Origin of the sequence: Mucilaginibacter sp. (genome assembly GCF_965225845.1) — a bacterium.
GTDB lineage: Bacteria > Bacteroidota > Bacteroidia > Sphingobacteriales > Sphingobacteriaceae > Mucilaginibacter.
The window spans coordinates 1,956,133-1,976,638 of the sequence record NZ_CBDDBL010000002.1 but is presented as its reverse complement, the minus strand read 5'-3'; the positions used below and the strand labels follow the sequence as shown (position 1 = coordinate 1,976,638).

Annotated in this window: 17 protein-coding genes; 13 read left to right on the top strand and 4 right to left on the bottom strand. The window is 38.5% G+C overall.

Annotation, left to right across the window (positions count from 1 at the left end; translation table 11 throughout):
* Positions 1-8 precede the first annotated feature (8 nt).
* The 8 genes from ACYZ0U_RS12875 to ACYZ0U_RS12840 all read left to right on the top strand — a co-directional run bounded on the left by ACYZ0U_RS12875 (position 9) and on the right by ACYZ0U_RS12840 (position 13,707).
* Positions 9-1,352, top strand: coding sequence for a glucoamylase family protein (locus tag ACYZ0U_RS12875; protein ID WP_461452854.1), 1,344 nt, complete (start codon positions 9-11; stop codon positions 1,350-1,352).
* A gap of 31 nt (positions 1,353-1,383) precedes the next feature.
* Positions 1,384-3,672, top strand: coding sequence for a beta-glucosidase BglX (gene bglX, locus ACYZ0U_RS12870; protein ID WP_461452852.1), 2,289 nt, complete (start codon positions 1,384-1,386; stop codon positions 3,670-3,672).
* A gap of 386 nt (positions 3,673-4,058) precedes the next feature.
* Positions 4,059-5,315, top strand: a complete 1,257-nt coding sequence (locus ACYZ0U_RS12865) for a paraquat-inducible protein A (protein ID WP_461452850.1) — start codon at positions 4,059-4,061, stop codon at positions 5,313-5,315.
* Positions 5,316-5,349: 34 nt separating this feature from the next.
* A complete protein-coding gene (locus tag ACYZ0U_RS12860) occupies positions 5,350-6,672 on the top strand; it encodes a paraquat-inducible protein A (RefSeq protein ID WP_461452848.1) in 1,323 nt (440 codons plus the stop codon).
* Between the two features lie 159 nt (positions 6,673-6,831).
* Positions 6,832-9,132 (top strand): GH92 family glycosyl hydrolase, encoded by a 2,301-nt coding sequence (locus ACYZ0U_RS12855; protein ID WP_461452846.1) that lies wholly within the window; start codon positions 6,832-6,834, stop codon positions 9,130-9,132.
* 240 nt (positions 9,133-9,372) lie between these two features.
* Positions 9,373-10,941, top strand: a complete 1,569-nt coding sequence (locus ACYZ0U_RS12850) for a sodium:solute symporter family protein (protein ID WP_461452844.1) — start codon at positions 9,373-9,375, stop codon at positions 10,939-10,941.
* A gap of 10 nt (positions 10,942-10,951) precedes the next feature.
* Positions 10,952-11,893: a dihydrodipicolinate synthase family protein gene (locus tag ACYZ0U_RS12845; protein ID WP_461452842.1), complete on the top strand. Its 942-nt coding sequence runs from the start codon at positions 10,952-10,954 to the stop codon at positions 11,891-11,893.
* Positions 11,894-12,090: 197 nt separating this feature from the next.
* A complete protein-coding gene (locus tag ACYZ0U_RS12840; RefSeq protein ID WP_461452840.1) occupies positions 12,091-13,707 on the top strand; it encodes a fucose isomerase in 1,617 nt (538 codons plus the stop codon).
* Between the two features lie 6 nt (positions 13,708-13,713).
* Here ACYZ0U_RS12840 and ACYZ0U_RS12835 read toward each other — a convergent pair whose 3' ends face one another.
* A complete protein-coding gene (locus tag ACYZ0U_RS12835; protein ID WP_461452838.1) occupies positions 13,714-14,094 on the bottom strand; it encodes an SRPBCC domain-containing protein in 381 nt (126 codons plus the stop codon).
* 80 nt (positions 14,095-14,174) lie between these two features.
* Here ACYZ0U_RS12835 and gpmA point away from each other — a divergent pair, with 80 nt between their 5' ends.
* On the top strand, positions 14,175-14,864 hold the full coding sequence (gene gpmA / locus ACYZ0U_RS12830) for a 2,3-diphosphoglycerate-dependent phosphoglycerate mutase (RefSeq protein ID WP_461452836.1): 690 nt from the start codon (positions 14,175-14,177) through the stop codon (positions 14,862-14,864).
* A gap of 9 nt (positions 14,865-14,873) precedes the next feature.
* Here gpmA and ACYZ0U_RS12825 read toward each other — a convergent pair whose 3' ends face one another.
* Positions 14,874-15,881 carry a chitinase gene (locus ACYZ0U_RS12825; protein WP_461452834.1) on the bottom strand — a complete coding sequence of 336 codons (1,008 nt, stop codon included), beginning with the start codon at positions 15,879-15,881 and terminating at the stop codon, positions 14,874-14,876.
* Between the two features lie 110 nt (positions 15,882-15,991).
* On the opposite strand from ACYZ0U_RS12825, the gene ACYZ0U_RS12820 reads away from it, so the two are divergent.
* The 3 genes from ACYZ0U_RS12820 (at position 15,992) to ACYZ0U_RS12810 (ending at position 17,109) form a co-directional block, all read left to right on the top strand.
* Positions 15,992-16,540 (top strand): cob(I)yrinic acid a,c-diamide adenosyltransferase, encoded by a 549-nt coding sequence (locus ACYZ0U_RS12820; protein ID WP_461452832.1) that lies wholly within the window; start codon positions 15,992-15,994, stop codon positions 16,538-16,540.
* 88 nt (positions 16,541-16,628) lie between these two features.
* Entirely contained in the window at positions 16,629-16,850 is a 222-nt protein-coding gene (locus ACYZ0U_RS12815; protein ID WP_002996718.1) for a DUF2795 domain-containing protein, read from the top strand.
* Positions 16,851-16,962: 112 nt separating this feature from the next.
* Positions 16,963-17,109 carry a lmo0937 family membrane protein gene (locus ACYZ0U_RS12810; protein WP_158995895.1) on the top strand — a complete coding sequence of 49 codons (147 nt, stop codon included), beginning with the start codon at positions 16,963-16,965 and terminating at the stop codon, positions 17,107-17,109.
* Between the two features lie 32 nt (positions 17,110-17,141).
* Here the strand turns inward: ACYZ0U_RS12810 and ACYZ0U_RS12805 are convergent, their stop codons facing one another.
* Positions 17,142-17,861: a 2-C-methyl-D-erythritol 4-phosphate cytidylyltransferase gene (locus tag ACYZ0U_RS12805; RefSeq protein ID WP_461452828.1), complete on the bottom strand. Its 720-nt coding sequence runs from the start codon at positions 17,859-17,861 to the stop codon at positions 17,142-17,144.
* A 66-nt stretch (positions 17,862-17,927) separates the two neighbouring features.
* Positions 17,928-18,977, bottom strand: coding sequence for a tRNA preQ1(34) S-adenosylmethionine ribosyltransferase-isomerase QueA (queA, locus tag ACYZ0U_RS12800; RefSeq protein ID WP_461452826.1), 1,050 nt, complete (start codon positions 18,975-18,977; stop codon positions 17,928-17,930).
* Between the two features lie 209 nt (positions 18,978-19,186).
* Between queA and ACYZ0U_RS12795 the strand changes: the two genes are divergently transcribed.
* Positions 19,187-20,437, top strand: a complete 1,251-nt coding sequence (locus ACYZ0U_RS12795; RefSeq protein WP_461452824.1) for an ABC transporter permease — start codon at positions 19,187-19,189, stop codon at positions 20,435-20,437.
* Positions 20,438-20,506: the final 69 nt, after the last annotated feature.

The following is a 20,506-nucleotide window of genomic DNA, read 5'->3' as shown; positions in this document are numbered from 1 at the left end:
ACAAGTAAATGAAAAAAATACTAATATATTTTATACTAATATTATTCGCTTTTTTGGGCCGAGCGCAGTCGGTTAAAATTAAACCGGTTGTCGATGGTATTAAACCTGTTGGCATCATTAAAAATCTATCTGATAGTGCTTTGCTTGATGTGGTACAGCGCCAAACATTCCGGTACTTCTGGGATTTTGGTCACCCGGTTAGTGGGCTTGCCCGCGAGCGTAGCAACAGATCTTTTAATTACGGAAATGAAGTAGTTACCATAGGCGGTTCCGGCTTTGGTATTATGGCAATGATCGTAGCTACCGAACGCAGATGGATAAGCCGTGAGCAGGCGGATAACCGCATGCTTAAAATTTTACACTTCCTGTCAAGAGCTGACTCTTTTCACGGAGCGTTCCCTCATTGGTTAAATGGGGAAACCGGCAAGGTGATCCCCTTTGGCCGCAAAGATGATGGCGCCGATCTGGTGGAGACATCTTATTTGTTTGAGGGATTGCTATGCGCCCGCCAATATTACAATGCTGACAATAACAAAGAGCACGAGATAAGGAATATGATAAACAGCCTGTGGAATGATGTTGAATGGAGCTGGTTTACCCGCGACGGACAGGATGTGTTGTATTGGCACTGGTCGCCAAACAACGGTTGGGCAATGAATTTTCCTATCCATGGGTTTAATGAATGTCTAATAACTTACGTATTGGCTGAATCAGGCACCAGATATCCGGTTCCGGCATCGGTATATCATAAAGGCTGGGCGCAGGGTAGTTTCTTCAAAAACGGGAACACCTATTATGGCTATAAATTGCCTTTAGGCTTTCCATATGGTGGCCCGTTATTCTTTTCGCAATACTCATTTATGGGGCTTAACCCGCATGGCTTGAAAGATGAATACGCCGATTATTGGGAGCAAAATGAAGATCACACCTTAATTAACAAGGCTTATTGCCTTGATAACCCTAAAAAATTTAAAGGTTATGGAGAGAATTGCTGGGGACTAACAGCCAGTGATAATTTTGAAGGCTATAACGCCCATTCGCCAACTAACGATTTGGGGGTAATATCCCCAACAGCGGCTTTATCGGCATTTCCGTACACGCCAAAATACTCGATGAAAGCGCTGCGTCATTTTTATTATGACCTGGGCGATAAGATATGGGGCGAGTATGGCTTTACCGATGCCTTTAGCGAATCGCATAACTGGTATGCGAACTCATACCTTGCTATAGACCAGGGGCCAATTGTGGTAATGATAGAGAATTACCGCAGTGGCCTGATCTGGAATTTATTTATGAGTTGCCCCGAGATAAAGGCAGGATTAAAGAAAATGGACTTTGAAAGCCCAAAATAAACTAAATTATAACGCTCAATTACAAACTTATATGTTACGTAAATCAATTTTACTTTTTATGCTGATGGCATCAGGAAGCGGTGCTTTTGCACAGTTAGTAACTCCTGCACAACAGAAAAAAATGGATGTTTTTATCAATAACCTGATGTCAAAAATGACGTTAGACGAAAAGATAGGGCAGCTGAACCAGGTATCAGTTGGGTTTGATGTTACCGGACCGATAGTAAGTAAAAATGTGAACGAAAATATCGAGAAGGGAAATGTAGGAGCTGTGTTAAATACCTACACTCCAGATGCCGTGCGCAAATTACAGCAAATAGCCGTTGAACATACACGTTTAAAAATTCCGTTGATGTTTGGCTATGATGTGATCCACGGCCATAAAACCATATTCCCGATACCGTTAGGCCTGGCATCAAGCTGGGATCTGGACATGATTAGGCAAACCGCGGTTATTGCTGCAAAGGAAGCCAGTGCCGATGGGCTTAACTGGGTATTCTCCCCAATGGTTGATATAGCCCGCGACCCTCGCTGGGGCCGTATTGCTGAAGGATCCGGTGAAGATACCTGGTTGGGATCGCAGATCGCTAAAGCAATGGTACAGGGCTATCAGGGAGATACCTATTTGAATAACGATAAGGTAATGGCATGCATAAAACACTTTGCGCTGTATGGAGCTGTTGAAGCAGGACGGGATTATAATACCGTAGATATGAGCGACCGCAGGATGTTCCAGGATTATCTGCCACCTTATAAAGCTGCGGTAGATGCCGGTGCCGGTAGTATCATGTCTTCATTTAACGAGATCAATGGTGTGCCTGCAACAGGTAACAAATGGTTAATGACTGATCTGCTTCGCAAAAAATGGGGTTTTAAAGGCTTTGTAGTAACCGATTATACAGCTATTAACGAGATGATACACCATGGTATGGGCGAAACGGATTATGACGTGGCAAAAATAGCTTTGGATGCCGGTATAGATATGGATATGGTTGGCGAAGCATTTTTAAATAATTTGAGAAAGCTGGTTAAAGATGGTAAGATTCAACCTTCACAAATTGACGTAGCTTGTCGCAGGATATTGGAAGCTAAATATAAATTGGGCCTTTTTGCCGATCCGTACCGTTATTGCAATGATGACCGCGCGCAACAAACCATCATGAAACCCGAGTTTTTAGAAGCTGCTACCGAAGCCGCTAAAAGAAGTATCGTTTTGTTAAAAAATAATAATGGAATTTTGCCTTTAAAGGCAGTTGGTTCAATTGCTTTAGTTGGTCCGTTGGCCGATGATCACCGCGATATGATAGGACCTTGGAGTGGGGCAGGCGACTGGCAGAAATCGGTTAGTGTATTGGAAGGCATCAAAAAACTGACCGGCAACCAGGTACAGATCAACTATGCTAAAGGAGCCAATATTACTAATGATGATTGGCTGATCAAACGTTTAGGTGCAGATCAGCTAAATAACGATCCGCGCCCGGCGAACGAAATGATTGACGAGGCTGTAAATGTGGCTAAAAAGTCCGATATTATTGTAGCCGTTGTGGGCGAATCCTATGGTATGTCGGGTGAGGCTGCAAGCCGTTCCGAAATTGGTATCCCGCAAGCTCAGGAAGATATGCTTAAGGCTTTAAAAGCTACCGGTAAACCAATGGTTGTGATCCTGATGAACGGTCGCCCATTGACGCTTAAATGGGAAAATGATAATGCCGATGCGATACTGGAAACCTGGTTTGCAGGTACTGAAGCAGGTAATGCCATCGCCGATGTTTTATTTGGTGAGTATAATCCATCAGCCAAAATTACCATTACTTTCCCGCAGGATGTAGGCCAGATACCTTTGTACTACAGTCACAAAAATACAGGCCGCCCATACCAGGGAGATTTTGTTGACCGATACAAATCGCGTTACCTGGATATATCGAATGATCCGGTGTATCCGTTTGGTTATGGCTTAAGTTACACCACATTTGCATATAGCGATATTAAGCTCAATAACAGTACCATTAATCCGGGTGAATTATTGCATATTAGTACAACAGTTACCAATACAGGTAAGTACGATGGTACCGAGGTTGTACAATTATATACCCGCCAAATGGTTGGTTCAGTAACACGCCCTGTGGAAGAACTCAAAAACTTTAAAAAGATATTCCTGAAAGCAGGGGAAAGCCAGGTGGTTAACTTTACCATTAGCGCTAATGATCTGCGTTTTTATGATATTAACATGAAGTATACTTACGAGCCGGGCGATTTTAAAGTATTTGTGGGCACGAATTCGAGAGATGTTAAAGAGGCTGATTTTAAGTTGATGAATTAAGGTCGAATTTAAATCCCATCAGAAATGATGGGATTTATCGTTCATTTGCTTATTGTTATTGTAAAAGCTGTTTAAATAAGTCGATTATTGTCAGAGGATAAGCTGATTAATTTTCGGAAATAATTATATTAACCGCCTCATTTTATTTGATAAGCAAATAACCTATATGTTTATGACAACCAAACAGCACTTGTAGTATTGATATAATTTGAAAAATTAGGTGAATTATTAGTTTACATCTTTGGTGTTTAAAAAGATTCAAACATTTATAAAAATTTAAAGTTATTAGACCATTCCACCATTTAATCAAACCGGATTTGGCCGTAAAACAACAATCAATTACTGATAAACGCTTCAAAGTATCAAAACTTCTGTTAATACTCGGGTTGGGCATACTTCTTTGTGGTGAAGCTTATTTCGGTTATAGGCTTCATACACTTTCAGATCAGCAGGAACAATTAAAGGAGGATTATTCCAATATTAACAATATTACTTTTGGGCTTTTTTCGGTTGAACAATGGCGCGATAAAGTTGCAGGTATTGTAAATCACCAGGTTCGTCACTTTACCTTAACACCTAAACAAAAACAAGAATTACAAACTGAAGTTGAACAAATTATACTGGCATTAATTAACAAGGCCGAAGCTTTAGTAAACAAACCACAAAAATCATTAGGTGGAAAAATTAAAAAGCTGGCAGTAAAAACATTTGTAAATACCGATAAAATTAAAGCGCAGGTTCCTGCTTTTGCCAAAAGTATAATTACCAAAATAGATAACCCCGCAAATAAAAATAAGCTAAGTACATTGGCTTTGGGTAAATTCAAAAAGGCGCAACAAAGTGGTTATTTAGATAGTACAATTAATGCGAATGATTCGGTAACGAATAAAATGTACGCTAAATATCATGTTTCTTCTGCAGAGGAATTTGATAGTAAACTAACAGCATCATTAGATAATATCAGGACAATAACGTATGATTGTTCATTTGCAATGCTTGGTTGTATTATAGCTGTTTTGATGCTATGGTGGGTATTCAGAAAGCGGGTTGAGCTGCATGCAACGCTTTTTATAATGTCGCTTTTATTTGCATTTATATTACTTGCAGTAGGCTTAACAGCTTCAATGATAGAAGTGGATGCCCGGATAAAATCACTGGACTTTGTGCTTTTAGGGGAGCATGTGATCTTTAAAAACCAGGTGTTATTTTTTCAAAGTAAAAGTATCCTTGATGTGGTTGAAGTATTGGTAAAACAACCACAGGTCGACTCCATATTGGTTGGTGTGTTAATATTGGTGTTCAGTATCCTGTTCCCGATTATGAAGTTGAGCTCTACCGGAATCCATCTTTTAAGTAAAAGAAAAATAGCTGAAAACAGGTTTATAAAATACTTTGCTTTCCAATCGGGTAAATGGAGTATGGCCGATGTTATTGTTATTGCAATATTGATGGCTTATATAGGTTTGAATGGTTTATTAGAGAGCCAATTACAAAGCCTGAATATCAAAAGTAATGAGTTAACTATCATTACTACAAATAATACGGCCTTGCAACCCGGTTATATCATATTCATTAGCTTTGTGTTATATGGATTGGTGCTTTCTACCATATTGAAATTTATTACGCCATACGATTCAAAATAGATTATTAACCCAAATTAAATTAACAATAACAACATTGACAACTCACCAACATAAATCGGCAGCCGGGAAATTCGGAATAGCTAATATTTTGGTCATACTTGGGTTAGGTATCCTGCTTTGCGGTGAGGCTTACTGTGGTTTTAGATTGCATACGCTTTCCACTGAGCGGAAACAGATCAAAGAAGATTACAGTACTATCAATAATATAACTTTTGGCTTATTTTCGGTAGATCAGTGGCGTGATAAGATTGCAACTGTTGTGCATAGCCAGGTTCATGATTTTAAGATAACTCCTGAACAAAAAAAAGCGCTTCAGGCTGAAGTATCACAAGCACTTCACAGTTTGGTTAGCAAGGCTGTTGCAACTATTAATAAGCCGCAAACCAGTTTTGCCGGAAAGCTGAAAAAGTTTGCGTTTAATAAGTTTATCGATACTAATCAAATACAAGAATTGGTGCCATCATTTGCACGAACCATCATTAACAAAGTGAACAGCCCGGCAAGTACCGGCAGGCTGAAAGATATAGCAACAAGTAAAATAAACCAGCTGGAAAAAGAAACCTATGATAGTACAAAAACTGCAGCTGCGGCTGTTGATAGTTTTATGTACCACAAGTATCATGTTTCCAATAATGTACAGTTTGACCAACAACTTAAGGCACAATTAGTTGCCAACCGTATTGCGTCATTTAAATATTCATTTGGGATGCTTGGCTTTCTTTTAGCGGTACTGGTGATTTGGTGGTTATTGCGTAATCAGTATCATTTAAAGGCCATTTTGTATGTGATGTCGCTTTTATTTGCCTTTGTATTAATTACTGTTGGCATAACAACATCTATAATTGAAGTAGACGCGAGGATCGGTACGCTTAATTTTATACTGATGGACCAAAAAGTTTCTTTTGATAATCAGGTATTGTTTTTTCAAAGCAAAAGTATTTTAGGTATAGTTGAAGTGCTCCTCAAACAACCCAAAGCTGATGCAGTGTTAGTTGGGGTGCTTATACTTGTATTTGTTATTGTTTTCCCGGTATTAAGATTGGTATTTACAGGTATTCACATATTGAGCAGAAAGAAATTTGCTGAAAATAAAATAGTCAGATATTTTACATTTGAGTCGGGGCACTGGACAATGGCTGACGTGATGATAGTAGGGATATTAATGACCTATATAGGTTTAAACGGTATATTGGAAAGCCAGCTTTCTAATCTTAATATTCATAATAGTTTTCTTACAACAGCTACCCAAAACAGTACCTCTCTTCAATTTGGCTATTTTGTGTTTGTAGCTTTTGTTCTTTACAGTTTAGTGTTAACTACAATTGTAAAAAGAATAACTCCTTACAGCGCCACATAAAGAAATTATTTATAACAAAATTTCTTTATGCGCAACAAACATTTATATTAATAAATATAAGATATTTGGCCTCGCAGATATTACATCTATCCGTAAAAAGAAACAATGTTTTCGGGATTATTAATCAACTGCAACTGACTTCTAATTAATATTATATAAATGAGAAAAACACTATTAGCTGCTTTTATTCTTTCGACGCAGTTATTATTCGCACAAACAAAAAAAACAGTCGATTTAGTTCAATATGTAAATCCTTTTATAGGTACAGGAGCGGTCGATACTAATAGCCTTTCAGGTAGCAACTTTCCCGGCCCAACTACACCGTTTGCTTTTGTACAATTAAGCCCGGATACGCGTGATGCACCGGATGACCCGGCATCGGGATATGATTATAATGATAAAACAATAGTGGGCTTTAGCCACACCCATTTAAGCGGTACCGGAGTAGCCGACATGTTTGATGTTTTATTGATGCCTACAACGGGTAAAGTAAAATTAGATCCGGGCAAAGCGACAGTGCCAGGCAGCGGTTACCGTTCTGCTTTTTCGCATAAAGATGAATCGGCAAAACCCGGTTATTACCAGGTGAAATTGCAGGATTATGGTATCAATGCAGAGCTGACATCAACCTCGCATGTTGGTTTACATCGTTATACTTTCCCAAAAAGCGACAGCGCGCATATTATCATTGATTTGAACCATTCACTTGATAAAAAACGAACTTATTGGGAGTGCCGTATTATCGGTGCCGAAATAAGAGTAGTTAATAATACCACTATTGAAGGTTACCGCATTATAACAGGCTGGGCTAAATTGCGTAAAGTATATTTCCATGCTGAATTCTCTAAACCATTTGCCAGTACTGTTTTAGCTAATGGACGCAGCAAGATGGAAAATATGCCAATAATTAATGGCACTTCTTTAAGAGCGTCGTTGAACTTTAACACAACAGATGGTGAGCAAATTTTAGTAAAAGTAGCACTGTCGCCGGTTAGCGTGGCGAATGCCCGCTTAAACATGCAGGCTGAACTACCCGGCTGGAATTTTGACCAGGTAAGCAAGCAGAGTGAAACCCAATGGGAAACAGAACTGGAAAAGATAAAAATTGAAGGAACTCTTCAACAAAAACAAATATTTTATACCGGCTTATACCATGCCTTTACTCAGCCCAACAATGTTGCGGATGTAAACGGCGACTATCAAACATCTGATCTGACTATTGGTAATGCTCCGGATAAAACCCATTACTCTACATTTTCTTTATGGGATACTTACAGGGCGGCACATCCACTTTACACTTTTATCCAGCCTGCGAAATCTGCCGCATTCATTAATAGCATGATCAGGCAATATGATACTTATGGCTATTTACCTATCTGGCAATTATGGGGCGATGAAAATTATTGCATGATTGGCAACCACGCTATTCCTGTAATTACCGATGCGATATTAAAAGGCATCCCAGGTATAGATGTTAATAAAGCTTATGAAGCAGTAAAAGCTTCATCAACTACTGACCACCCCGGTTCGCCTTTTACTGTATGGGAAAAATATGGTTATATTCCTGAAGATATAGAATCGCAGTCAGTGTCAATTACGGTCGAAATGGCTTATGATGATTGGTGTGTTGCGCAATTGGCTAAAAAATTAGGAAAAACAGCCGATTACGAGCATTTTATGAAAAGATCGGCCTTTTATAAGAATTTGTACAATCCGCAAACGGGTTTCTTCCAGGCAAAAAATAAGGATGGTAATTGGGTTACCCCATTTAATCCGTTGGATTACGGGGGCAATGGCGGTAGTCCATATACAGAAGCTAATGCCTGGCAATATGCCTGGTATGTACCACAAAATGTTCCTGACCTAATTAAATTAATGGGTGGCGAACAGGCTTTTGTAGCTAAATTGGATACGTTTTTTACACTTGCTAACAAACCAGGAGATGTAAACGGAAATGCATCAGGGTTTATAGGCCAATATGCACATGGAAATGAGCCAAGCCATCATATTGCATACTTATACGATTATGCAGGCCAACCGTGGAAAACTCAATTTTACGTAGCTAAAGTTTTGAATGAATTATACAATAACTCTTCATCAGGTTACCAGGGTAATGAAGATTGTGGGCAAATGTCATCATGGTATATTTTTAGTTCAATGGGCTTTTACCCGGTAAATCCTGCTAATGGAATTTACGCTATTGGGTCGCCAATACTAAAAAACGCTGTGATGCAATTAAGCAATGGTAAAACCTTTACTGTAACAGTAAGCAACAGCTCGCCTGTAAATTGCTATATACAATCTGTAAAGTTAAATGGTGTAGCTTATCGTAAAACCTACATCACCCAACAAGATATTATGAGTGGTGGTAAAATAGATTTTATAATGGGTGAAAAACCTAATAAAAACTGGGGAAGCAAACCAGATGATGTGCCACCAATGTGGGGGTACAATAATTAATATAAGATATAACATTTATTTAAAGCCTGCTTTGTAAAAAGCAGGCTTTTTTGCTTTTAACCAGTAACTACATTTCGTAAAGGGTAGTAATTCCAATTGTGATAATATCGTACAGATTATGGCGAAAATATTAAACAGCGTTGGTATGTTTTTAAAATAGATTTGTCTTCTACTAATTATCAATCTTAATTTATAATGACGGGATTTCAGTAATGGAATTGCATTATAAGTAATCCTGTTATGAAAAGCCTTCCAATACTTGATCTGGTTATTATTGCACTTTACCTTATAGGTATGATAGTCGTGGGGCTATATTTCTCACGTAAAAATAAAAACCCTGAGCAATATTCCAGTGCATCTGGTAAGATACCTGGCTGGGCAATTGGAATGTCAATTTACGCCACGTTTTTAAGCAGCAACACCTTTCTTGGTGTACCCGGCAAAGCATTTGGCAGTAATTGGAATGCCTTTGTATTTAGTATTTCTATGCCGTTTGCAGCGTGGGTTGCAGCCAAATATTTTGTACCTTTTTATCGTAGTACAGGCCAGGTTTCTGCTTATACCAACTTAGAAAAACGCTTTGGGTCTTGGGCGCGAACCTATGCTGTTGTTTGTTTCCTGCTTACGCAATTAGCCAGAATAGGCTCTATATTCTTTGGTATTTCATTAACGTTGCAGGCACTTACAGGTTATAGCATGGAAGCGATAATGACGGTTACTGGTATCTGCATTATTATTTACACTGTACTTGGAGGAATTGAAGCCGTAATTTGGACCGAGGTTGTACAGGGCATATTAAAAACACTTGGTGCTTTACTTATTATTTATTTAGTAGTAAGCAATATGCCGGGAGGTATATCTAAAATTATTGAAATAGGACAGAAAGATCACAAATTTGGTCTCGGTACCCTTGTGCCTAATTTTACAGAAGCCAGCTTTTGGGTAGTGTTGTTGTATGGTTTTTTTATTAACCTGAATAATTTTGGTATGGATCAAAATTATGTACAACGTTATCATACGGCTAAAACTGTAAAAGAAGCCTCTAAATCAGTTTGGTTGTGCGTTTGGATCTACGTACCCGCATCTTTTCTTTTTTTTGTTATAGGTGCTTGTTTGTATGCTTATTATCAGGTAAATCCGGCTATGATACAACCTGTTAAGCTGCAGGTTGCCGCAGAACGTTTAGGAGCAGGTGCGTCATCGCTAAATATACATCACTTGGCTTCAACGTTGCTGCCTTCGGATTATGGCGACAAGGTAATGCCACATTTTATGGTTACCATGATACCAACCGGCCTGGTTGGGTTAATTATTTCTGCGATCCTTTCTGCCGCAATGAGTACGATCAGCTCTGGGATGAACTCATCGGCGACTGTTTTTTCAGAAGATATCTATAAAAGATATTTTAAAGCTAATGAAAGTTCTAAACAAACGCTGAAATCCTTACATATCCTTACTGTGATATTTGGCTTGGCGGGAATGGGATGCGGCATAACTATGATAGGCGTGAAGAGCATATTGGATATATGGTGGCAGTTATCAGGTGTGTTTGCAGGTGGGATGTTGGGTTTGTTTTTATTAGGCATCATCAGCAAACGAACTGGAAACATTGAGGCATTGGCAGCCACGATAATCGGTATATTGGTTATTATATGGATGTCGCTATCCTACTTAATTCCAGATCAATATTATTATCTCCGGAATCCGTTAAATGCCAATATGGTAATTGTAATAGGAACGCTTGCCATCTTTTTGTCCGGCACATTCTTTTCAAGATTAAAAAACAGACGCTTAAACATTATTACTTAAATATTAAAAAATGACAACTAAATCAGCTAAGGGTTTTATTCCGGTAATGCTTACCCCATTCAAGAATAATGGAGATATCGATTTTTATGGATTAGCAAAATTGACTGAACTATACATAGAATCCGGAGCGGCAGGCTTATTTGCGAATTGTTTGTCGAGCGAGATGTTTGAACTTTCAGAGACTGAACGTATTCAGGTAATAGAAGAAGTTATTAAAATATCCGGCGACAAGATACCCGTAGTAGCTACAGGTACATTCGGTACAGATTTACAGCAACATGCTGATTTTATTAAAAAAGTTTATGCTACAGGTGTAAAAGCCGTAATCGGCATTACGGGCTTATTGGCCCCCGAGAAAGAAAACAACCAAGTGTTTGAAGCAAACATATTTAAATTACTGGACCTTACTGAAAATATACCCATGGGTTTTTATGAATGTCCCGTGCCTTACAAAAGGTTAATCAGCCCGGAATTATTGGGGCGCATAGTTGCTACCGGAAGGGTAACTTACCATAAAGACACCTGCCTGGATATTAACCAGATAAAAGCAAAAATTGAAGCCACAAATGGACATGATTTTGGATTGTACGATGCCTATATGGCCCATGCCGTAACATCGTTAAAGGCTGGCTGTGCAGGGCTTTCCTGCATACAAGGTAATTTCTTTCCGGAACTGGTTGTTTGGCTTTGTGATAATTACGATAATGAACAGTTGAAAGATGAAGTAAATATTGTGCAGAAGTTCTTCATTGATAATATGGATGTGATGCATAATGCTTATCCAACAGTATCAAAATATTACCTCAAAAAAAGGGGTATGGATATAACAACTTTTACCCGTAGAAATGATATTAGTGTTTTTAATTCCAAAATTGAAAGTGATATTGATGCTTTACATGATAGGTATAATCTATTATGTGATGAGATCGGAATAAAGCACGTTTCTGTTTAACTGATAAATGGAAGCGTTGCGTTAAAATACTTAAATTATATATAATACGTCAAAATAATAACTAAGGAATTATGATAAAATATTGCATAAAATAGCAAAAAACCTATCTGTTTTCATGCGTTAAGGAATACATCTTTGTTTAATATCTGGCAAAGGGCGTTCTTTAACAATATACATAAATTACCAATTATAACCTCATGATACAATCAGAAAAACAAGTTTACCTGGTTTGCAGCGGCGACTTACGTTTGTCGGCAAATCAAAACTGCTGGGCTGCTCAGGCTGGAATGGAAGCTATGCTTAATAAAGCAATAGAACAAGAAGGATGGACTGTAATCCGTGCTCATAAATACGACGAAGAAAAGAAACACGGTTTTATTGACTCGCAGCGAATGGGTATTGAGGTGTTTAAAAATATACCGGTTGATGCTCTTTTAATTGTTGCTGAAAGTGTTTGGCAATATACTCATCATGTTTTGGCCGGCTTAACAACCCACAAAGGCCCGATAATGACGGTAGCCAATTGGAGCGGCCAATGGCCAGGGTTGGTCGGGATGTTAAATATGAACGGCTCATTAACAAAAGCCAGCGTTGCTTACAGTACTTTATGGAGTGAAAATTTTGCAGATGCATTTTTTAAGGAAGGTTTAACCGAATGGTTAAATACTGGTAAATTAAAACATGATCAGGGGCACGTTAAGGATTTTAATTTAATTAAAATACCTACAGATGAACATCAAACTGGTGCTGACTTCGCTGCCCGATTCAAGAATGATAAGGCAATTATGGGGGTGTTTGATGAAGGGTGCATGGGGATGTACAATGCTATAGTGCCTGATAATTTATTACATACTACGGGTATTTTTAAGGAGCGATTGAGTCAATCTACATTGTATGCACGAATGCTTCAGGTTAAAGATGAAGAAGCTGAAGATGTTTTAAAGTGGTTGCTAAATGAAGGGATGAGTTTTAATTGGGGCAACAACGGCGATACCGAATTAACCAGACGACAAACGCTTGAACAATGTAAAATGTACATTGCAGCAATGCGGATAGCTGATGATTTTGGCTGCGATACTATCGGTATACAATATCAGCAGGGTTTAAAAGATTTAGTACCAGCCAGCGATTTAGTCGAAGGCTTATTAAATAATGCAGAACGCCCACCGGTATATTCAGAAAACAGTAGGGAGTTATATCCGGGTAAAGCATTGCCGCATTTTAACGAAGTTGACGAATGCGCAGGAATTGATACGCTGCTAACTTATCGTCTCTGGAATGAACTTGGAATGTCCGGCGAAAATACGCTGCACGACATCAGGTGGGGTGAGCATTATAAAGGTGAAGGTATTGATGATTTTGTTTGGGTTTTCCTGATATCAGGGGCTGTGCCTGCTGCGCATTTTGCCAATGGATATAAAGATGCGAGCAGCGATCGCCAACCGCCGATGTATTTTAAAATGGGCGGAGGAACATTAAAAGGTGTAAGTAAACCGGGGAGTTTAGTTTGGAGCAGGGTATATGTGATGAACGATAAGCTCCACTGCGATCTTGGGGTGGGTGAGGCTGTTAAATTGAGCGACGAGGAAACAGAGCGTCGCTGGCAGCTAACAACACCGCAATGGCCAATTATGCATGCGGTGTTAGATGGAGTATCCAGAGACCAATTGATGGCAAGGCACCAGGCAAACCATATTCATGTGGTTTATACTGATAGTAAGGAACAAGCACACAAGGCTTGCCGAATTAAAGCAGCAGCAATGGATGGTTTAGGCATTGAAGTGCATTTTTGTGGAAATGTAGAGATGAGTTAAATGGATTTATAAGCTAAAGAACTCAAATAGTGATCCAAAATAAGCTTCGCTCCAGCCTTCGGTCATATCTTCATAATCGCTATCCGGTATGTTGGTATGCCTTAATTCGGCAGAGCATCCGTTTTTGTCGGGGTGAAGTTTAATGGTAACGATCGATTCAGCTTCCTGTCCGTCAAAATACCATTGCTGAACGATCTTTTTGTTTTCTTCAAACTCCAGGTTTTTACCAACAATGCTGCCGTCCCACATAGAAAATTCTGAACCAATCTCAGTTGACATAACAGCTGACTCGCCTGTCCATAATTCAATGGTTAGCGGGTTAGTTAATGCCGTATATATTTCTTCGGGCGTGGCCGGAAGAACATAGTATTTTTTAAAATCTTTCAATGCGCAAATCTAATTAAATGATTTAAATCATTCCGTTCAATTTAACACAAACTGATACTTACCTTTAATGTTAAATAGGTATGCAAAAACTTGTCCTAATACGCCACGGAGAAAGTGTTTATAATTTAGAGAACCGTTTTACAGGCTGGGCCGATGTTGACCTATCACCCGCAGGTATGGAACAGGCAAAGCTTGCAGGGCAATTGCTCAAAAAGAATGGGTATAATTTTGATGCAGGATTCTGTTCGGTATTAAAAAGATCAATAAAAACATTACATATCTTATTGGAGGAATTAGATCATTTGTGGATTCCTGTTCAAAAATCATGGAGATTGAACGAGCGTTTTTACGGTGCTTTGCAAGGGTTGAATAAGGACGAAACGGTTAAACAATTCGGCGAAGAGCAGGTGCATTTATGGCGACGCGACCCAAACTCGTTACCGCCTCCAATCACCAAGGATGATGAGCGTTATCCCGGAAAAGACATTCGTTATAAAGACCTTACTGAACGTGAGTTGCCACTAACTGAAAACTTAAGCGAAACCATGGAGCGTGTGTTGCCTTACTGGAACGAGGTAATTGTGCCTGCGATGCGTAAAAATCAAAAAACAATCATTTGCGCTCATGGTAATAGTTTAAGGGCACTCATCAAATATATCGATAACCTTACAGATGAAGACGTTACCAAATTAGAGATCCCAACTGGGGTGCCCATAGTTTATGAACTGGACGAAGGCCTAAACCGCATTAGGCACTATGCTTTACATTAATTGATATATCTATTGCTGGGTATATGGTTTCATATTACCGCAACTACAAGCGCAATTAGGATCGCTTACGCCCATCAATTTTAAAAAGTGCTGATAGTAACCTATTCGGTCATTCATGCTTTGAATATTGTCGCCTTTGTTGCACTCTATTAATCCGTTAACAATATTTACAGTCATACCAAATCCAGGTGTGCGTCCTGCGGCTTTGTCGGCAGCGCTGGGCTGCCATATGCCTGTCATTACATCATGGGCAGATGGTTTTGGCAATTGGGGTGTCATCCAAAAATAAATAGCGGTTTTAAACGCTATAACTGGGTCGTTTTGCACCAGATCCGGATCATTCAATAACACGTTTTTATCTCCAAAAATACAAGTGGATGCATAGCCATAATTTCCATTATAACTCAATTGCATAGGTCCGCGACCATAATATTTTTTGCCTTTAACGGCAGGATAGTCGTCATTATCAGCAATGTAAGTTAAAGCTGTATTTAATTCGTGGGTAAACATTAAGCCATCGTTATATTTACCATCTTCGCCATGACGTGTTTCGTGAGCAATCTGAGCAAAAAATGCGGCCAATTCCTTTTTATCCAACTGCAGGCTGCTTCCGCTACAAAAAGCCCCATAATCAATGATGTAAGAGGTGTCAGGTTTTGTCTTTGCCCATGTCTCAGTCCAATCAGCATCCTGGCGTACGATGGTTGATTTACCGGTGACTTCATCTGTACGTATGAATTGAAAGATGGAGGTTGATCTGCGAGTAACCTTTACTTTGATGTCCCCCAATTCGTTAATAGCTTTTATAAATGATGCATAGCTATAAAATTTATCATGCATTGGAAATAAGGAGTTAAACTCGGCCTCACTTAAAAAACTGCTTACAGGTGTTTTTTTAATAACAGGCATGTTGGTAGCATCATAGTTAATAGGCGTGCTATGGCATTTGGCATTTAATAATAATGTTGCCGAAAGTAAAATAAGTATTAACCTGGTTGTTAGTATGATAGATCTCATGATTTATATAGCGAATTAAGGTATAACACTTTATATTTAAACAGGTTTAATTTAAATAGTTTAAAAGCGTACTTTTAAATTTTAAAGCAACACAAATGTGTGTTTAATTAATGAAAATATATACTAAAACCGGGGATAAAGGCTTAACTTCATTGATAGGAGGCACGCGTGTGCCTAAGCACCACCTGCGTATTGAAAGTTATGGTACTGTAGATGAGCTAAATTCGTATATTGGTTTGATACGTGATCAGGAAATAACAGAACACGACAAGGAGATATTGAAATTAATACAGGACAGGTTGTTTACCATTGGTGCTTCTTTAGCTGCTGATCCTGAAAAATCAAAAATGGTAATTCCTGATTTGCATAATGAAGATATTGTGCTGTTGGAGCAGGAAATGGATGCGATGAATAATATATTACCAGCTTTAAAACATTTTATTTTGCCGGGTGGTAATAATACCATTTCGTTTTGCCATATTGCAAGATGTGTTTGCCGTAGGGCAGAACGCATAACTGTTCATTTAGCCGAGGACAGCCATGTGGATGAAAAAGTGAACATTTATTTGAACAGATTGAGCGATTACCTGTTCACTTTAGCTCGTAAGGTAGGAAATGAACAATCGGTACCTGAAAATATTTGGATTCCGCGCATTTGAAAATGTGAAAAAAAATATTGATATTCAATTTAAAAATAAATTACTTTTGCGAAAAAGTAATTTAGTGTAATTATTATAAAAATAAAATATGTACTGGACACTTGAACTAGCATCTCACCTTGAAGATGCACCCTGGCCTGCCACAAAAGACGAATTGATTGACTATGCTATACGTTCAGGCGCGCCCGTAGAGGTTATTGAAAACCTGCAGGCACTTGAAGACGATGGTGAGCCTTACGAAAACATTGAAGAAATATGGCCGGACTATCCGACCAAAGACGACTTCTTTTTTAACGAAGACGAATATTAGTTGAGACTTTTTTAGCTAAATAACCCTGCTTTCGCGGGGTTTTTTTATTTTCACTTTTTTTGGAATGATTTTAGTAATGATGATTATATATTTATCAACTAAAACTTAAAAGATGAGAGGTTTATTATACATCATTGCTGTTATCCTGATAATTGGATGGGCATTAGGAGTATTCTTTTATTCGGCTACCGGATTAATCCACGTATTATTAGTAATAGCTATTATCGCATTACTTTTAGGTTTGATTAGAAGGGCTTGAGTATACTCAATAAAATTATTAGGCCATTTGCTTCAGGCAAATGGCTTTTTATTTAATAAAGCTTCGGCTATAGCGATATCTTCCGGGAATGTTAGTTTGATATTTTCATAATTCCCATCAATCAGGTGTATCTTTTCGCCGGAGCTTTCTACCACACTGGCGTCATCTGTAAATTTTGGATCGAAAGGTTGATCATAAGCTTTTTTAAGTATCTCGAACCGGAAGGTTTGTGGAGTTTGTATCAGGTAAATATGTTCACGCAATAAATTTACGGTGTGGTTTCCCTGCATCTGTCTGATCGAGTCGCGACTTTTAACTGCCGTTATAGCGTTCCCATAAGTCGTTGCATAGTTAAAGGAGTTATCTATTATGCTTCCTGAAGTTAAAGGTCGTACAGCGTCTTGTATAGCTATTACGGTATTTTTATTGTCAATAATATTTAGCCCGTTTTTAACAGAATGAAAGCGGGTTTTGCCACCTTTTATTAATTGATGCGGAATAGTGAAATTATGCTTGTTACACAACTCCAGCCAATGATTATGATAATCCGGGTGCAGTACTAAAATTAATTGTGGTTTTGATTCTGCCGAATGAAATGCCTGTAAGGTATGCATTAAAACAGGCAATCCGTTAAGCAATAAAAATTGCTTAGGTAACGCGCTTTGCATACGGGTGCCGGAACCGCCGGCAACAATTATTGCGAAATTAGATTCAGGATTTGAGATTTGAGATTTGAGATCAGAAGCACTCATGGAGATTGGCTTTAAATAATGAGAGATTTGAATAATCTCAAATCTCTCATCTAATATCAAATCTAATTAGATAATTAGCATGGCATCGCCATAGCTATAAAAGCGGTATTTTTCTTTAACGGCAACTTCATAGGCATTCATTACATGTTCATAACCGCCAAACGCGCTGATCATCATTAATAATGTTGATTCAGGTGTGTGGAAATTGGTAACCATTGAGTTAGCAATGCTAAAATCATATGGCGGGAAAATGAATTTGCTGGTCCAGTCGTTAGCTGCTTTAAGCGTTTTGTTTGCGGATACTGACGATTCAATAGCACGCATAGATGTTGTACCAACTGCGCAAATTCGCTTTTTCCGTTCTATACCACGGTTTACAATGTCAGCTTGTTTTTGTTCAATAATGAATTGCTCTGAATCCATCTTGTGTTTGGTCAAATCCTCAACCTCTACAGGGCGGAAGGTGCCCAAACCTACGTGAAGCGTAACCTCGGCAAAATCAATACCTTTTAGTTCAAGTCGTTTCATTAACTCGCGGCTAAAGTGTAACCCGGCAGTAGGGGCGGCAACTGCGCCTTCGTGTTTAGCGAAAACGGTTTGATAGCGCTCTTTATCTTCGGCAGTAGCTTTACGTTTTATATATTTTGGTAACGGAGTTTCACCTAATATCTCCACATTGCGGCGAAATTCTTCATCAGTGCCATCAAATAAGAAACGGATAGTACGGCCGCGAGAAGTGGTATTGTCAACAACTTCGGCAATTAGCAAATCGTCATCGCCAAAATAAAGCTTGTTACCAACACGTATTTTACGTGCCGGATCAACCAAAACATCCCAAAGGCGTAATTCTTTATTAAGCTCTCTCAACAAAAAAACTTCAATAGTAGCGCCGGTTTTTTCCTTATTGCCATACATACGGGCAGGGAATACCTTTGTATTGTTTAAGATCATCACATCCTGATCATCGTAATAATCCAGTATGTCTTTAAATATTTTGTGCTCAATTTTACCCGAGTCCTTGTGTAAAACCATTAAACGGGCTTCATCGCGGGTTTCTGAAGGGGTATTTGCAATTAATGATTCTGGTAAATTAAATTTGAATTGAGATAATTTCATGCTTATCTATATGAATTTTCAGGGTGCAAATGTAGTGATTTTTTAATGATTTGCATCGATTGCTTTTGGATATTTCACTAATTATCTTATACAATTGCAACCTTAAGTACAAATAGCATTAATGATTGTTTTATTCACTAATATAAAATAAAAATTACTGTAACTTAACGGTCGTATAAACGTCTAAAAACCAGATCAGCCAAAACACTATGCTATTTTTAAAACTCTTTAGGGAAAGCTTCTTATTCGCTTTTGATGCATTAAGGCAAAATAAGCTGCGTACCATGCTTTCACTATTGGGTGTTACCATTGGTATATTTACCATTATAGCGGTGTTTTCCGCAGTTGATACTTTGCGTAATAATTTGCAGGAAAGCGTTAATAAGCTGGGTAATAACAGTATATACATTGGCAAATGGCCGTGGGCTGTTGGAGACAGCGATTACCCCTGGTGGAAATATATGCAGCGACCAGAACCAAGCCTGCGTGAATTTGATCAGTTGCAAAAGCGTGTTACAGATGCCGACGGCATTTCTTACGAGATCAACATAGATAGCAGAATTATAAAATATAAAAGCAATACGGTATCCGGTGCAACCATAAACGCTGTGTCACAGGATCATAATAAGGTTTGGAATTTTGACTTAGCCGAAGGCCGATATTTTACTGATATCGAATCAAGAACCGGCGCGCCGGTGGCGGTAATTGGATATGATATTGCTCAGGATCTTTTTCCCGGAGGTACAGCCTCCGGTAAACAAATTAAAGTGATGGGCCGGCAGATCACTATTATAGGAGTATTTACCAAAGAAGGGGACGATATGCTTGGCAATAGCGACGATAAAAGCGTTTTGGTACCGATAAACTTCGCCAAAAATGTTGTTGATGTACAAAGTGATAATTATCAGCCAACTATTGTGGTACGTGGTAAAAAAGGCATTACATCCGAGCAATTGGTGAGTGAATTACACCAGTTAATGCGGTCAATCAGGAGATTACATCCTAATCAGGATGATAGTTTTGCACTAAATCAAACTACTATACTCACAAACGGATTAGACCAATTATTTGGCGTACTTGACATCGGGGGTGCAATTATTGGCGGGTTTTCAATATTGGTTGGCGGTTTTGGTATAGCCAACATCATGTTTGTATCTGTTAAAGAACGTACCAACATAATAGGTATACAAAAATCATTGGGCGCGAAAAATTATTTTATACTATTGCAATTCCTGATCGAATCGATCACCTTATGTTTTATAGGCGGATTGATAGGGCTTGGTGTAGTATTTTTAGGCACATTTGCTCTAAAAGCTATCGCTGATGTAAAAATAGTACTGGATATGAGCAATATTGTATGGGGTATTGGCATGTCGGTAAGTATTGGTATTATTTCGGGTATTATTCCGGCATATTCGGCGTCAAGGCTTAACCCTGTTGAGGCTATCCGTTCTAACTAGTTTAAAAGTCATTTGTAAAAAATAATCAGTTAAATTTTTACAATAAGTATGTTTGAACGCAGATATTTA